General features: G+C 43.6%; 17 protein-coding genes. 6 read left to right on the top strand and 11 right to left on the bottom strand.

All coding sequences use genetic code 11. The features are described 5' to 3' along the window. The first annotated feature begins 105 nt into the window (after positions 1–105). Complete coding sequence (locus tag ACZ41C_RS17790; protein ID WP_138258899.1) at positions 106–501, top strand: acyl-CoA thioesterase; 396 nt, start codon at positions 106–108, stop codon at positions 499–501. 11 nt (positions 502–512) lie between these two features. Here ACZ41C_RS17790 and ACZ41C_RS17785 read toward each other — a convergent pair whose 3' ends face one another. From ACZ41C_RS17785 to ribD, 4 genes are read right to left on the bottom strand one after another with little or no spacing between them, the layout of a single operon-like run. Continuing rightward, positions 513–1,127, bottom strand: a complete 615-nt coding sequence (locus ACZ41C_RS17785) for an IMPACT family protein (protein WP_138258898.1) — start codon at positions 1,125–1,127, stop codon at positions 513–515. Beyond that, positions 1,128–2,027 (bottom strand): DMT family transporter, encoded by a 900-nt coding sequence (locus tag ACZ41C_RS17780; RefSeq protein ID WP_138258897.1) that lies wholly within the window; start codon positions 2,025–2,027, stop codon positions 1,128–1,130. Further along, on the bottom strand, positions 2,027–2,629 hold the full coding sequence (locus tag ACZ41C_RS17775) for an HAD family hydrolase (protein WP_464563399.1): 603 nt from the start codon (positions 2,627–2,629) through the stop codon (positions 2,027–2,029). The genes ACZ41C_RS17780 and ACZ41C_RS17775 overlap by 1 nt, the downstream gene beginning before the upstream one ends. Further along, positions 2,607–3,701 (bottom strand): bifunctional diaminohydroxyphosphoribosylaminopyrimidine deaminase/5-amino-6-(5-phosphoribosylamino)uracil reductase RibD, encoded by a 1,095-nt coding sequence (gene ribD, locus ACZ41C_RS17770; protein WP_464563397.1) that lies wholly within the window; start codon positions 3,699–3,701, stop codon positions 2,607–2,609. Before ribD ends, ACZ41C_RS17775 begins: the two co-directional genes overlap by 23 nt. A 104-nt stretch (positions 3,702–3,805) precedes the next feature. Here ribD and ACZ41C_RS17765 point away from each other — a divergent pair, with 104 nt between their 5' ends. Genes ACZ41C_RS17765 through ACZ41C_RS17745 form a run of 5 tightly spaced genes read left to right on the top strand, consistent with a single transcriptional unit; the run spans position 3,806 to position 8,679 of the window. Beyond that, positions 3,806–4,291 (top strand): GNAT family N-acetyltransferase, encoded by a 486-nt coding sequence (locus tag ACZ41C_RS17765; RefSeq protein ID WP_464563395.1) that lies wholly within the window; start codon positions 3,806–3,808, stop codon positions 4,289–4,291. Position 4,292: 1 nt separating this feature from the next. Continuing rightward, a complete protein-coding gene (gene prmC, locus ACZ41C_RS17760; RefSeq protein ID WP_464563393.1) occupies positions 4,293–5,147 on the top strand; it encodes a peptide chain release factor N(5)-glutamine methyltransferase in 855 nt (284 codons plus the stop codon). Continuing rightward, positions 5,144–7,138 (top strand): NAD-dependent DNA ligase LigA, encoded by a 1,995-nt coding sequence (ligA, locus tag ACZ41C_RS17755; protein WP_464563391.1) that lies wholly within the window; start codon positions 5,144–5,146, stop codon positions 7,136–7,138. Before prmC ends, ligA begins: the two co-directional genes overlap by 4 nt. Positions 7,139–7,147: 9 nt before the next feature. Beyond that, positions 7,148–8,386: a cation:proton antiporter gene (locus ACZ41C_RS17750; protein WP_464563389.1), complete on the top strand. Its 1,239-nt coding sequence runs from the start codon at positions 7,148–7,150 to the stop codon at positions 8,384–8,386. Continuing rightward, positions 8,383–8,679: a hypothetical protein gene (locus ACZ41C_RS17745; RefSeq protein ID WP_464563387.1), complete on the top strand. Its 297-nt coding sequence runs from the start codon at positions 8,383–8,385 to the stop codon at positions 8,677–8,679. The genes ACZ41C_RS17750 and ACZ41C_RS17745 overlap by 4 nt, the downstream gene beginning before the upstream one ends. Positions 8,680–8,708: 29 nt before the next feature. Here the strand turns inward: ACZ41C_RS17745 and ACZ41C_RS17740 are convergent, their stop codons facing one another. The 7 genes from ACZ41C_RS17740 to ACZ41C_RS17710 all read right to left on the bottom strand — a co-directional run bounded on the left by ACZ41C_RS17740 (position 8,709) and on the right by ACZ41C_RS17710 (position 15,567). Then, entirely contained in the window at positions 8,709–9,362 is a 654-nt protein-coding gene (locus ACZ41C_RS17740) for a DinB family protein (RefSeq protein ID WP_138258890.1), read from the bottom strand. A gap of 86 nt (positions 9,363–9,448) precedes the next feature. Continuing rightward, entirely contained in the window at positions 9,449–10,057 is a 609-nt protein-coding gene (locus ACZ41C_RS17735; RefSeq protein ID WP_464563385.1) for an SET domain-containing protein, read from the bottom strand. Between the two features lie 340 nt (positions 10,058–10,397). Continuing rightward, positions 10,398–11,711, bottom strand: coding sequence for a hypothetical protein (locus ACZ41C_RS17730; RefSeq protein WP_464563383.1), 1,314 nt, complete (start codon positions 11,709–11,711; stop codon positions 10,398–10,400). Next, positions 11,704–13,035 carry an ADP-ribosylglycohydrolase family protein gene (locus ACZ41C_RS17725; protein ID WP_464563381.1) on the bottom strand — a complete coding sequence of 444 codons (1,332 nt, stop codon included), beginning with the start codon at positions 13,033–13,035 and terminating at the stop codon, positions 11,704–11,706. The genes ACZ41C_RS17730 and ACZ41C_RS17725 overlap by 8 nt, the downstream gene beginning before the upstream one ends. Positions 13,036–13,222: 187 nt before the next feature. Continuing rightward, positions 13,223–14,107: a pirin family protein gene (locus ACZ41C_RS17720; protein WP_464563379.1), complete on the bottom strand. Its 885-nt coding sequence runs from the start codon at positions 14,105–14,107 to the stop codon at positions 13,223–13,225. A gap of 222 nt (positions 14,108–14,329) precedes the next feature. Next, positions 14,330–14,872: a DUF7010 family protein gene (locus tag ACZ41C_RS17715; RefSeq protein ID WP_464563377.1), complete on the bottom strand. Its 543-nt coding sequence runs from the start codon at positions 14,870–14,872 to the stop codon at positions 14,330–14,332. Between the two features lie 116 nt (positions 14,873–14,988). Then, positions 14,989–15,567, bottom strand: coding sequence for a DUF7010 family protein (locus tag ACZ41C_RS17710; RefSeq protein ID WP_464563375.1), 579 nt, complete (start codon positions 15,565–15,567; stop codon positions 14,989–14,991). Between the last annotated feature and the right edge of the window lie 83 nt (positions 15,568–15,650).

The following is a 15,650-nucleotide window of genomic DNA, read 5'->3' as shown; positions in this document are numbered from 1 at the left end:
AATTCTAAAAAAAAAATCAACGCCTATTGAATTTGACCTTTTTTTTTCTCATGTTCGTTGCCTACCAACGGGGGCTTTAAATATATAGTTTTTAATTAGAAATCAATGGGATTTAATGAAATTTCTTTTCGGGTCAGATATGGAGAAACGGACCAAATGGGCGTGGTGTATTACGGTAACTACGCGCAGTACTTGGAGATGGGAAGAGTTGAGTGGCTAAGGTCCCTTGGGTTATCCTATAAATGGATGGAGGAACATGGGGTAATGTTGCCGGTAATTTCCCTCAAGATCGATTACAAGATTCCGGCACTTTATGACGATCTTATTACGGTACGTACACAGCTTAAAAAAATACCCTCCGTACGTATCGAATTTGACTATGTTATCACGAACGAAAAGGGTGAGGTTTTAATCGAGGCAAATACTGTTTTGGTATTTATGGATTCCAATAAAAGAAAACCAATAAAATGTCCAGAATATATTTTGAAAAAGTTATCGTAAATCCTACAAAACTATTCGGGTATTTTGATTGAAATTTTGTGAAACGCTTCCAATTGTTTCAAAATATCCGGTACCATGTCTTTTTGAACCTTAAGCACTATCTCGCAATACAAATGCAGCTTTTGGTCCACAATATCCAACTGGTGCTTTTTAATAAATCGCATGACGGTATCCATTTCAGAATATTCGAAGACAAGGATTATGTGCTGGGTTAGCACTTTTTCCATGATGATGGAATTATCCAAGGCCATTTTGGCCGTTTCCTTATAAGCACTGATCAAACCGCCAACCCCTAGTTTGGTGCCTCCAAAAATTCGTACTACGGCGACCAGAATATTGGTCACCCCAAAGGATTGTATTTGTCCGTAAATGGGCATTCCTGCGGAATTGTTGGGCTCTCCATCGTCGTTGGCCCTGTACCGGATGTCCTTTACCCCCAATTGCCACGCATAGCAAATATGGTTCACCATTGAGTGCCGCTTACGGAGTTCCTCTAGAATCGGTTTTACGGCTTCTTCGGACTCTATGGGAAAAGTATAGCCATAGAATTTACTTTTTCGCTCCTTAAAAAGTACCTCTTCGCCAGGTGTGTCGACCGACTTGTATTTGGTTGCTTCCTGTTCCATCTATGGAGTTTGACCTAATAGCATACTCTCGATTCTGGTTCCCAAAGCCACAAGTATAATGCTTAGAATGGCCAGGCCTATACCAAACCAATTTTTACTACTTATCCGTTCCTTGAACAATAGAATTCCCAAAAAGGTAGAACACATAACAATGGCTACGTTGTTTATCGTAAATATTGAAGCGCTATTTAAAGTATCACTATCCAATGCCTTCATTAGAAAATAGATAGAAAAATAATTGGGAACACCCAAACATATACCGCCTAGCACATTCTTTAGATTTACAAGGATACCGTTCTTAACGGCCTTTACTAAAACAAAGAGGGTACCACAGGTGGCGGCAGAGCCAAATACCATGGCAGAAAACAGCGGAAATTCTTCTTCTGGGACGGATATTTGTTGGGCATATTTAATGCTCGTATCGATTATCCCGGATCCTATAAAGACGGCTATCGGCAATAACAGCAAATACGTATGGTCTACTACGGTTTTTTTACGCATGGTGGCGAGATACACCGCCACCAAGGCCAAAAGGATGCCTAGGATTTCAAAAAGGCCAAGCCTTTCCCCGTACATCCAGACGCCAAATACGACAGGGATGGCCAAGGACATTTTTGTCGCTACCGATGCTGCGGAAACACCTATTTTTTGTGATGTTGCCGCCATTAGGTTGAAAACGATGATGAATAAAATTCCCAAAGCCAACGTTCCCATAAACCATGGCCTTTGCGTGGTTGTTGAAAACGTAACCTTTCCTTGGTAGAAATAGAGGCCTACGGAACATGCGATAAAGTAATTGACGATTATGGCATAGAGTGTCTGGATTCCGTATCTGGCATATAATTTAAAAATTACGAAGATCAAGCTGGATGCAAGAATGCTTAACGCCAAGTACTCCATTACAGCTCTTTGTTTAACTCCGTAATATCTTCCTTGCCAACTTGGAGGTTCCAGCAACGTATTCCCAATTTTTCCGCACTATCCGTATTTGCCTTGGTGTCGTCAATAAACAGTGTTTCTTCGGGAATCAAGGAGTTTTCGTTTAATACATGCTCGTAAATGTCGTTGTTCGGTTTTCGCATCTTGATTTGTTGTGACAGATAGAAGCCTTCAAAACAATTCTTGAACCGGTCAAAACGATCTTGGCCCATCGTCTTTTTTACATATTCAATGTGTAGGTCATTGGTGTTGCTCAATAAAAACAAACGGTGAGATTCTTGTGCTTTCAAATTCTCAATGAATGCCAATCGGTGTTCCGGGAAATCAAGTAAAATGGAATTCCAGGCATCCACTAAATCCGTTTCCGTTGCTTCTGGATACATTTCCTTTAAACCTGCCAAAAAATCCTCGGAGGACATAAGGCCCATTTCATATTCCTTGCAGAGCAAATCCAAAGCATCGGTATATTCCGTGTATCCAAAAGCGGCTATTTTTTTGAACACCGCCGGTTTGTCCAAATTGATGAAGATGTCCCCAAAATCAAATATGATGTTTTTTATCATTCCTTATTATTTTTAATTGGTCGTTTACTATTGATCTTTCTGTAGTGAGTTGCCCCTGCAATGTTGGGGCTTTAATTCCTTTTTCAAACGTGTTTTTGCCGATAAAGATTCGGGCTTCGTCCCAAAGATTTGCATCGATAAAAGCTTGCAGGGTTTTGGCTCCACCTTCCACAAAAACACTCAGTATATTCCTTTTAAACAGATTTTTAGACAGCTCTAAAATAAATTCATCATTAAATTCAATAAACTGTAAATCATAATTTTGCGTATTATTATCTGAATTAGTAATAGAACTAATTACGATGGTGGACTGTTTCCCGTCCAAAACATGAAAACCTTTTGGTATTTTACGATTTTTATCGATGACGAGTCGGATTGGTGCACTTCCTTTCCATAGTCTTGTGTCCAATTTTGGATTGTCGTCCAATACGGTATTGGTGCCCACCAAAATGGCCTGTTCCTCGCTCCGCCATTTATGGACCAATTGCCTTGAATAGGTGTTGGTAATCCAATAAGGTTCGGCTTTGGAATTTCGATGTTCCTTGATGGGCGCCATAAAACCATCGGCCGTTTCCGCCCACTTTAATACTATGTGGGGTCGTTTTTGTTCATGAAAAGTCAGAAATCGCCTGTGATGTTCCCTGCATTCTTTTTCCAAAACCCCCAGGGTGACTGAGCATCCAGCCTTTTCAAGGATTTCCATGCCTTTTCCGGCAACTTTTTCGTGTGGATCTTTTAGACCTATGATGACCTTGGGTATCTTGTTTTCAACAATTAAATTGGCACAGGGCGGAGTTTTTCCGTAATGGGAGCACGGCTCCAGGGTGACGTATAGCGTTGAATTTGAAAGCAGGGTTTTATCCTTTACGGAACGAATGGCGTTTACTTCGGCATGCGGACCGCCATAGGGGCTGGTATAGCCTTCCCCAATAATACGGTCGTTATGGACGATAACGGCACCTACTGATGGATTGGGAGCCGTAGAGCCTATTCCATTTTTGGCGATTTCAAGGCAACGTCGCATGTATTTTTCATTCGCGGACATAGGGTGGTTCGGGTTGATGGAGTCCATACCCAAAAGGTACGGCTTGTTGAAAACTGTTTTTTAGCTTTTTGCCCAATTCGTGTATCTTCACCAATCAAAAATAGTACTTTAAAGCCTATTATTTAAAAGCAATGCAAGAGGTTGTAATACGGGAGATAAGACCCACCGATAATGAGGAAGTGGCACGCGTAGTGCGTGAGGTTTTGGTAGAAATGGGCGTTCCCAAAGTAGGTACCGCCTACGCGGATGCCGCCTTGGACCGCATGTACGAGACCTATGATGTGCCCAGGGCCACCTATTTCGTTATCGATGACGGTGGCAAAATCATTGGTTGTGCCGGTGTTGCCCAGTTGGAAAACTATGATGGCAACGTTTGTGAGCTTCAAAAAATGTACTTTTTAAAGGCTGCCCGTGGGCGTGGTTTGGGTGCAAAAATGATGGAGACCTGTTTGGAACGCGCACGGGAATTCGGTTTTGAGAAATGTTATTTGGAAACCATGCCTTACATGGAAGACGCCCAAAAACTGTATAAAAAGTCGGGTTTCGAATATATCGATGCGCCCATGGGAAATACGGGGCACTATTCCTGTCCCGTTTGGATGCTGAAGACCTTGTAATATGTTGCTCAGTGAACTAAAAAGGATTTTTCATAAAGAATTGGATGCTCTGTACGGCAAGGAGGAGGTTTCCAGTTTTTTTTATTTGCTGATAGAGGATTATTTGGGTCTGGAGCGATTTGTCCTTGCCATTCAGCCCAACTTGAGAGTCCAAAAGAATGAGGAACCAAAGATGTTCGCGGCATTGTCAGAATTGAAGGAGCATCGGCCCATACAACATATAATAGGGTCAGCGCAATTTATGGATATGGAATTCAAGGTGGGGCCGAAGGTCTTGATACCAAGACCTGAAACGGAGGAATTGGTTCGATGGGTGTTGGCCGATGTGAATAAACAGGCCAATCTGGATATTTTGGACATGGGAACGGGGAGCGGTTGTATCGCCATCGGCCTTGCCAAATCCTTGAAAAATGCAAATGTTCAGGCACTGGATATTTCGGAAGGGGCGCTTGAAATCGCCCGAGGGAATGCCCTTAAAAACGAGGTCGAAGTTCATTTTTTTAAGGCCGATATGTTGGATTTTTATAGTGAACTTTCATTTGATATAATTATATCCAACCCTCCTTACGTCAGGGAGTTGGAAAAAAATAAAATGAATAAAAATGTGCTATTGTACGAACCTGAGTCCGCACTCTTTGTCTCCAATGAGGACCCATTGATTTTTTATAGGGGAGTGGCATATTTTGCATCCAAACATCTAAAACCAAACGGTATGTTGTACCTGGAAATCAATCAATACTTTGGCCCTGAAACATGCGCCTTATTGAATACTTTCGATTTCAATACCATTGAATTGCGCAAGGATATGTACGGGAACGACCGAATGATAAAAGCCACAAAGAATAGCCAACTATGAACATTGAAGAAACCATCAAGGCCTTACGGGAGGAGCTTAGGGACCATAATTATAATTATTATGTGTTGGACAAGCCAACGATTTCCGATTATGAGTTTGATATGAAACTCAAGGAGCTTCAAGCTTTGGAAGCACAACATCCCGAGTTTTATGATGAAAGTTCGCCCACCATCCGCGTGGGTGGTATGGTTACGAAGCATTTTGAAACCGTTGTGCACGAGCATCGCATGTATTCCTTGGACAATTCCTATTCCAAGGAGGATCTGGAAGATTGGGAAAAGCGAATTCAACGGAACTTGGGCGATGCACCTGTATCCTACACGTGTGAGCTTAAATATGACGGTGCATCTATCAGTATTACCTATGAACACGGAAAATTGGTGCGCGCGGTGACCCGTGGCGACGGATTTCAGGGCGATGATGTCACCACAAATATCAAAACGATCAAGTCGGTTCCCTTGCAATTGAAAGGGGATTATCCGGACAAGTTCGATATACGGGGGGAAATCATACTGCCGTTTGATGGTTTTGCCAAGATGAACGAGGAGCGTATCGCCAACGGGGAAGAACCCTATATGAATCCCAGAAACACGGCTTCGGGAAGTTTGAAATTACAGGATAGTTCTTTAGTGGCCCAACGGCCTTTGGAGTGTCTTTTATATAGTATCGTTGGTAGGAACACCGGGATAAGCACCCAGTTTGAAATGTTGGAAAAGGCGCGAGAATGGGGTTTTAAGGTGCCCACAGTGGCGAAATTATGCCATAGTACCCAAGAGGTAATGGATTTTGTGGAATATTGGGACGTAAACCGACACAGTTTGCCGTACGAAACTGATGGGGTGGTGGTGAAGGTGAATAGTATCCAGCACCAGGAGGAACTTGGGTATACCGCCAAGTCCCCAAGATGGGCCATGGCCTATAAATTCAAGGCGGAGCAGGTATACACCGTATTGAACGAAATTACCTATCAGGTGGGCCGTACTGGAGCGATAACCCCCGTGGCCAACCTACAGCCCGTTTTGTTGGCAGGAACGACCGTAAAACGGGCTTCCCTACACAATGCCGATCAAATCGAAAAACTGGATATCCGCGAAGGGGATACCGTTTTTGTGGAAAAAGGCGGGGAAATCATTCCCAAGATCATTGGGGTGGATGTATCCAAACGGCCAGCAGATTCCAAACCGACGCAGTATATTTCTAAGTGCCCGGAATGCCACACTGAATTGATTCGAACTCCAGGCGACGCCAAGCATTATTGCCCAAACGAATACGGTTGTCCGCCACAAATTACGGGTAGGATCCAGCATTATATTTCGAGAAAGGCCATGGATATCGAAGGTTTGGGCGGTGAAACGGTGGAACTGCTTTTTAAGGAGGGCCTGATCAATGATTATGCGGATTTGTACGATCTTACCAAAGAGCAATTGTTGCCCTTGGAACGGATGGCGGAGAAGTCGGCAGAAAATTTGGTCCAGGGGGTTGCGGATTCCGTCAAGGTGCCTTTTGAGCGGGTTTTGTTCGCCTTGGGCATTCGCTATGTGGGCGAGACTGTTGCCAAGAAATTGGCGAAAGCCTATAAATCCGTCGATGCGCTGATGGTGGCTTCCAAGGAGGAGCTGGTTTCGGTGGACGAGATTGGCGACCGGATTGCGGAGAGCGTGGTGGATTTTTTCCAAAACCCAAAGAACTTGGATGCTATAAACCGATTGCGACAAAAGGGGGTACAGTTGGAACTGTCGGCAGAAAAACTGGAAAACCAAACCGAAATATTGAAAGGTGCTACCTTTGTAGTATCGGGCGTATTCGAAACGGTGAGTCGGGATGAGCTTAAAAAATTGATCGAGGACAACGGCGGCAAGGTGGGTTCCTCCATTTCTTCCAAAACAGGATATTTGGTCGCCGGGGACAAAATGGGACCTAGTAAAAGGACCAAGGCGGAGTCTTTGGGTGTCCCGATTATCACGGAACAAGAATTTCTAGCAATGATTTAAATAAAAGATATGGATTACTTCATTATCAGTGCAATACTGGTTTTTATTTCTGCAATTTTTGGATATATCAATGTCCGATTTTTAAAGTTGCCCAATACCATTGGCCTGATGTTGATCACCATTGTGTTTACCCTAGCCGTTTTTGTTATAGGTTATGTGGATGACACCCTTTTGAATGCCGAAAAGTATATTATTTCCAAAATCGACTTTAAGACCGTGCTCTTGGATATCATGCTGAGTTTCCTGCTTTTTGCCGGGGCTCTGCATACCAACTTTGAGCAATTGAAGGTGCAGCGATGGCCCATTTTGGTCTTCTCCACCTTGGGCGTTTTGGTCTCTACCTTTTTGGTAGGTACCATCATGTTTTATCTGTTGAAAATGACGCCCATGGACGTAAGCTACATCCATTGTTTGCTTTTTGGGGCGCTTATTTCCCCAACGGATCCCATCGCCGTTTTGGGAATCTTGAAACAAGCGGGAGCTCCCAAAAAGCTGGAAACCAAAATTGTGGGCGAATCCCTGTTCAACGATGGGGTAGGCGTAGTTGTGTTTTTGACGATTTTTAAAATGGCCTCCTCTGGTGGGACCCCAGTGGATCCCATTGAAATCTTGGAGCTTTTTGGGGTAGAGGTCATTGGTGGTATACTTTGGGGATTATTGATTGGTTGGGTTACGTACCGAATGATGCGCAGTATAGATGATTACGATATCGAGGTCATTATTACGCTTGCCGCGGTAATGATGGGAACGGTGGTGGCCCAAAAGTTGCATCTTTCCGCACCTTTGGCCATGGTAACGGCGGGTCTGGTCGTTGGGAACGATACGGTGCGGAATTCGGCCATGTCCAAAACCACGGAAACTTATGTGGACAAGTTTTGGGAATTGCTGGATATTCTCCTGAACACCTTGTTGTTCGTACTCATCGGTATGGAGATGTTGGTCATCAGTTTTGAAACCAGTTATATCGTAGCCGGATTGATTGCCATTCCCATCGTGTTGGGATGTCGTTTTTTAAGTTTGCTGATGCCCATAAAGTTTTTTGAGAAACGGTTGGATTTTGTACCCGGAACCAATTTGGTCATGACCTGGGGCGGACTGCGGGGCGGGATATCCATCGCCTTGGCTTTGGGTCTGACGCAGGATATGAATCGGGATTTGTTTTTGGTTATAACTTATGTAGTGGTGGTCTTTTCCATTATTGCCCAAGGTCTCACTGTTGGTAAATTAGTAGAACGCGTTACAAAATGAAACCAAAGGATTATACCGAATTTGAAGCGACACTTTTAGCATCCCATCCACCATCCGATTGGCCAGAGGGACTAAAAGCCCTTTGGTTCGATGCCAAAGGCGACTGGGAAGCATCCCACGACATTGCCCAGGAAATGCATAATTCATTAGGGAGTTGGATCCATGCCTACCTCCACCGAAAGGAGGGCGACCGATTCAATGCCGGCTATTGGTACCGACAGGCAAATAGGCCTTTTTCAAAATTGTCCTTGGAAGAGGAGCTTCGGGAAATTGTGGAATTTGTAATAGGGTAACTGGGATTTCTTTGGATGAAAATCTATGATTACAACGTATTGTGTTTGGAATACCCCGGAGGTTGAATCCCCTTCATCCGCAAATAGCTAACTGCCTGTGCCCTGTGATGTACCGTATGGTTTTCGGCTCGGAGTATGAGGTCAAGATGGGTATGGCCCTCCAAATACCAAGGTTTTACCTTTTCTCGTCCCTCTTTTAAGAATTCATCTTTTAATCCCTTCAAATTTGCCAATACATAATCGTGGGTTTCATTGAGATACGCTACAATCAAGGCCTTGTTAACTTCCGGACTGCGTTTTTGGAGACTATCTGCATTAAAGACACTTACGGGGTCTGGAAGGTCAAAAAAGAAAGGTGCATCCTTTAAAGCGTTAAAATCGGCATAGGTCTTTTCATCCTTCAACACCCCAAGGAACATGTTATTAGTATACCCGATATGCAAAAAGTGCTGGGCAAAGCTCATTTGCTCCGGACTGGGCCTGAATTCGAAGTCCTCTACGGGCATGGCGTCCAAAACGGCCATGGTATAGCTCCTTGATTTTTCCCATCGGTTTATCAAAATATCCGCAATACTGGAATCCTCTTTTTCCAATTTTGGCATTTTGCTGGCAAGGAGTGTCAGCGGACTTAATCCGAGCCATCCCATCAAAAGTCTTCTTTTTAAATTAGGTTTTAAATTCATACCAATGCTGAAAAATTTATAGTTTCATAATTTATAAATCCTCAATATACCCATTTTAAATTAGTGGGTGAAGCATTGGCCCTCTATCAATTGGAGGGCACGTTGGACTTTTCGGTATCAAAATAGTTGGAAAGAATGGAGGTGAGTGCTTCCTCACCGTTTAGGATTCGTTCTATTTTGTCCCAAGTATTTGGGTTGAGGATGGACACCAAGGGTTGGTCCACTTTTTTTATTTTATGAAATACTTTTTTGATTTTATTGTCCCATACCTTGTGGTATTTTAAAAGATCGTCCGGGTAGACTGTTTTTCGTTTGGTGCCTTCGTTGATGCCTCGGAAAGGGCTGGAAATATTCAGGTACCCATAATCGTCCGTCAATTGCTCGCCTGGCTGGATATCGCGAATGGCAATTTCAAAATCGTAGGCAGTGGTAAGACAATTGGAATTGAAACTATGGTTTACATAACGCCCATGGTCCCAGCAAAGCACCAAGTTTCCGTTGTTGTTTCTATAGGTGTAGGTGTCCAATATTTCCTGATACAGAGGTTCCATTTTCTGAAAATCCAAGGGAGTGAACTCCCGGTCCAATTTGTCCAAAACCCAGGTGATGGTCCCTGCGGGAATAAATTTGGTGGCGACGACGCCGTAGCCTACTTCGTTGCTTATAAATCGTAATTCGGTATGCGGGTGAATCATTTTTTTTAATGGTTTTAAGTGTCTCTTTATGAGTTGGTTATAAGAAACATTCTACTCCCAAACCCCATTCGGATTAAAAACTAAAATTAGATTATTTCTCAATACAAATGCGGGGATCAACGCTATTTCGATACGGAATTTTTCGACTTTTTTGTAACGTCTTTCGTTGTATTTTTTGCAGTCCGACAGCGCTTCGATACCTATGGAAGCGACGAGGAAGCTAATTTTAATGTAGATTTCTCACACTTCATTCAGTCGACTTCGACTCCGCTCAGTCTGACAGGTTCGAAATGACACTTGATAAAAGCGATTCGACCTGAAAACTCCTTATTTAAAACTGTTATCTGGCATAACGCTCAAAGAATTCTTCGGTATCCTTGATTTCCTCCAATCTTAACATCCAGCATACTTCTGAGAGGTCCGAAAAATCGACCCCGTTTTGCTGCACGGCCTCGTTCAAATACCGACCTTCCTTGCCATTGTACTTGTTGGAGAGGTCCACCGCCAATTCCCAAACCGATTTCAATTGAGGATCCATTACTTGCTCCTTCCATTGCGTATAGCCCGGTGTGCGGAAACCTGGGGTACCATTGCCCACCGCATTGCCATCAGGGATTTTGTGATAATCCGTCTGCTGTTTGGCAAATTCCAATAGCTCCGATGTGGTCACTTCCTCGTTCCAATCGCTGTGCTGCACAATGTGGATTCGTTTGGTGGTTTCCAAATCCGGCAGTTTTGACTGTAGAGCCTTTACGAGTTTGGCGGAGAAGTCGGACTGACCCGCCTCCGCAATCCAGATATCACCTTGGGCCTCAAGCGTTGTTATGGCCTTTTTTGCCACTTCCTCTACAGCGGCTCCCATACGATTGTGGGCATCGGTCCAGTTTTTACCAAAGGCTTTTTGAAACAACGCATTGGGCGGTACGTAGAGGCCCTCCTGCATACCGTAGGTTCCAGCAACAGTATGGTAGTTCACATGCATAAAGTTGGGGTGGGACATGAGCGTTAAAAGTCCGGCTGCTGCTTGAAGGTCGTCCACATCGGTCTTACAATCAAAATGCATCAGCAATAAATCCTTCCCTAAATCGAATCGGGGTCGGTTTTTGTAAAGTTCCAGCACCTGTAGATACTTTTGGGCACCGGCTTCGGTCTGGTCGGTCAGGAAGCCATTGAGTTCCGGATGCGCTTCATTTATATAAGTGAGCAGTCGGGTCCTATTGTTTCCAAACGTTTCAGCATCAAAATCCACGTATTCGGTTCGGACCCTAGTAATTTTTCCATTGTTTAGGGAAATGTAATTATCCGTAATAAATGGTTTTTCGTATAGAAATTGAATACGCGTATCCAATTTGGAGGCTCGTATCTTTACCGTGCCGTCTTCCTCTAGTAAAGTTTCCAGGACTTCGTAACTGGGGTCAAAAACGGCGTCCCATTTTAATAGTTCCTCATATCCTTGATGGGAATAGGTAACGGTATAATCCCCTTCCTCGGTTACAAGACTATCCGCCAATAAATTAGGGATTTGGGCATAGTCTGAGGTATCCAACATTTCAAAGTATTCCTTTGCCACTTCCTGGGGAGGTATTTTTTCCGATTGTTTACAGGAAGTAAGTCCGATGGCGCAAAGTGCCACTAAAAATAATATTCTATTCATTTTCATTTTTTAAAGGGATTATCCAAACATTTTTTTCAAGGTCGATGCTACCGCCCATATGTTCCTGAACGACCTTCTCCGTGATGCGAAGTCCTTTTTCGGCCATTTCTTCAAAGGTATCCATGCCATCGTTGGGAAAATTTTGTCGGGTTCTGTGGATGTGAAACCGATTGGAAAATTTTCTTCCAAAGGCTCTCTCCACACCTTCCTTGCCCAACATAAAACCGAGCATACCTCCCCAAGTGGCCGTAGGATTGTCCGAATCCCAGCCTGTGAGCACCCCAATTTTTAGGGTCTCCTTCAAATCGCCCTCACCATAGAACAAACTCACCAAACTGGCCGCAAAATTGATGCCCGCGGCAAAACAGCCATTGCAATATAAATTTTGGGAGGTGATGTCATACCCGTCCAATTGTTGTACCTGATATCGTTCATAAATGGAATCCCGGGTTTGTTCCCAAGGAATCCCGGAGTTGTATAAGTCAAGGACATAGTCGTACATTTTGGCGGGATATTCCTTATTTGGCAACCCTACCCGGGCCTTTTGGGCCATATTTTTTATGCGTTGGGGCCTATTTTCCTCGGAGGGAATTGCGGCGAGGGAATACATGGTTACATAAAACTGTGAAATATCCTCGGCTTCTTCACGGGCCACGGTGCGTATTGGAAGGTCCGCGAGTTTGTTCGCTATATCTGATCGGGTAGGGGCGAAAAGACCGAAAATCTCCGTGGTCAATTGGGCATCTATCATTTCAAAATGTTCGTTCCGTTCCGGACTGCCCGTCTCCGGGGGCAACACGCCTTCCTGCATGAGGTCAAAGGCCTTTTGATTGGATACCCATAGATAGTTTTCTTCCTCGGGCCTGATGTGTTTTAACCACCCGTCCCTGATCTGTTCCGGACTCAATAGACTGGTATTGTTCACATCTAGCAGATGCTGGTACATATATTCGATGTCCGTATCATCGTCCGCGCCCCATATTTCAGTAGTGTCCCGAAATACAAAATCAATAGTAGGGGAGAGGTCGCTGGGTTCACCATTGGAAAAAATACTCGGTTGGTCCAGTTGGCCCCAATCTTCACGGGTATAAAACTCGCCTGTTTGTATTTCTCCAATGTTCCCTATTTTATCCATTTCCGTTACCAGCCCCGTCCAATTGGCAATGCACTGTGCCAGCCAAAATCCGTAGAGTTGGTCTTTGTACGCGTCCCGGGATATGGTAATGGTTTCCGTTTTTACTGCCTCTGCTTTTCCCTTTGTTTCGTTTTTACATGCCAACATGCTTAGGATGAGTACAGGAACGTATACTAGTTTTGGCTTCATGGAGGAGGATTTACTAAATAGGTTGATTATTCCTTAAAAATAGGGGATAGCTGTTGATTTGGCAACTTTGGGTTTCTAACGCTCCCTGCAGTCGACTTCGATTCCTATACCACTTTGCTCAGGGCAGGTCGCTCCGTCTGACAGGTTCGAAATGACAATACATACATAGAAAGAGGCGCAAAGCACCTTACTTCAACCGCATTTCAGGAAACGGGATATAGGTATCATCGCCGGGAACTTTGGGGAATTTCTTGTCCATCCAGTCCTGTTTTTGCTGTTTTAGTTTTTCCCGGTCCGATGATACAAAGTTCCATAGCAAATAGTGTTCCCGCCCCAAGGGTTTGCCCCCGAACAACAATAGCTGGGTATTCGCCTTCACGTGAATGTCGCAATGATTCTCCGTTTTGGATATAAGCATTTGGCCGGCCTTGATTTCTTGGTCCCTTTCCAAGACACTGCCCGTGACCACCACAATGGCGATTTCTCCTTCCAGTTCCCCATTGATTTTAATGGTCTTTTCCTCCGGACTTTCAATTTTAAGCATAAATAAGGGTGAAAAAACATTTAGGGGCGATTTACGGCCATATCCTTCTCCGGCCACCAGGGTATATTTGGTGTTCCCCTCTTCCCAAATGGGTAAGTCCTCTTTGGGAATGAACTGAAAATTAGGTTCGATTTCCTCCAATTCCTTGGGTAAAGCTACCCACACCTGATAACCGTGCATGGTAAATTCGGTCTCTGTGCGCAAATGTTTCGGGGTGCGTTCTGTATGTGTCACGGCTTTTCCGGACGTCATAAAACCTACATCCCCGGGGGTAATGATTTGGTTGGCGCCCGTACTATCCTTATGGGCGATCTCACCCTCGAAGAGGTACGTCAGCGTACTGAGTCCCGTATGCGGATGTTGGTCTACGTCCATATAAATACCTCTTCCCAAGGTAGCGGGCCCCATATGATCTATGAAGGTAAAGGGACCTACTTGTCGTTTTTTACGGATGGGTAGGAGTCGCCCTACAGTAAATTGGCCAATATCCGCCGGTTTTTCATCCACCAGTATTTGATTGTTTGTCATGTTTTTTGGGATTTTTTGTTTAAAGAGTGCTATAGTATCCTTATTAAGGAAGTTACTTAAAAAAACAGCACAAACTCGTATTATTTTTTTCTTAAGTGCAAACCTTATTCACGAATAAAGAGTTACCGGACCTTTTTAAGATAGACCTCTGGGACAAATGGATTTGCCTGTAACCTTAGAAAAAAGATAGCAATACAAATGCATCCTTAGTATAGGACCATATCATTCAACCTGCTTTCTATACCTCAAAATAACCAACGTGATAATATAGATCAAAACGATGCCAAACGGAATTACTATAAACCGATACTCCGGAAAAAGATACCATAGCACAAGCACCAAAATGGTTCTGGTCAACGTGTGAAAGATACCGCTCCAATGTTTGATGATCCAAGAAAAGGGCAACCACATCAATCCCGTCAAAATGCCAACGGTCATGGGCAGGGAGGTGTAATCCAAAAGAAAAAAGGGGATGGCTATGGAATATACGAGAATTGCCTGGCCTGCCGTGTAAAGGAATAGGGTGTCGAATTCATTTTTGGGCTTTGTTTTGTCCAGGAAGTTTTCGCCCGTGAATTTCGATAGGAACAATCCTAGGTAGACGATACTGCCGGTACCAATAAATGTGGACCAAACCGACACAAACTCAGAGAAAAAAATTCCAATGAAACCAATGATGGTCCAAACAATCAATCCTGCCAAGGGCGTTGCAAGAAATTTTTGGTTGGCAAATTCTATGCGTTGTTCTTCGAGTGTTCTGTTCATGACCTATCTCTTATTATTTGTACTCAGTCTTTTATTTCTTCCGATTTCCCCGTGATACCCAAAAACTATGGTTTTATCGAAATTTAATTAAAATCTATTCGATTTACAGGAGTAATTTAAATTTGGGCAATATTTGGTTTCACATCTAGCCTTTTTCTTCGATTAACAATCAACAACCAAAAGGACAATAATGTCAAACACCCTACCATTAAAAGCGGTACATAGTACATTTGTTGTGTAGGTGTATTTATCGCTACCAGCAGGGCGCCAACGGCGATAATGCCCGCGGCGATGGCATAACCCATTTCATCGTAGAACCATGCATAGGGGAAGAAATGGGCGCCTGTGATGATGACATAGGTCATCACGAAATAATCTGGATTGTCCTTAAGTATAAAGAACAAAAAGGGAAAATAGAAGAGCTGCGCAAAATTGAGCCATATGGCCAAAGGCTGTAAGGGATTCGTTTTGGTCGTCCATTTGGTTTTAAGAATTATGGATAATCCATATGCTAATGGTAACATAATCATACCTATATAGAATGTCCAAATACTTTGAGTAAAGGGTTCTTGTGGCCAGGTCCAGATGTAGGCGATTATGGACCAGACAATTGCCGCGGAAATGATAAAATCGATACCGCTTTTGGTGTTGATTGCCAGTTCTAACTTTAACTTTTTTAAATCCCTTTTGTCCATAAAGCTTTTAAATTGATTACCCAACAAAAGTAAATTGGTTCAGAGAAAACTAATAATTTGTGCTACCCAACTGTGCAATTTTA

This window comes from Maribacter sp. C-4077 (assembly GCF_055378385.1).
The sequence above is the reverse complement of the archived record's forward strand: the minus strand, read 5'-3'. Positions and strand labels throughout refer to the sequence as shown.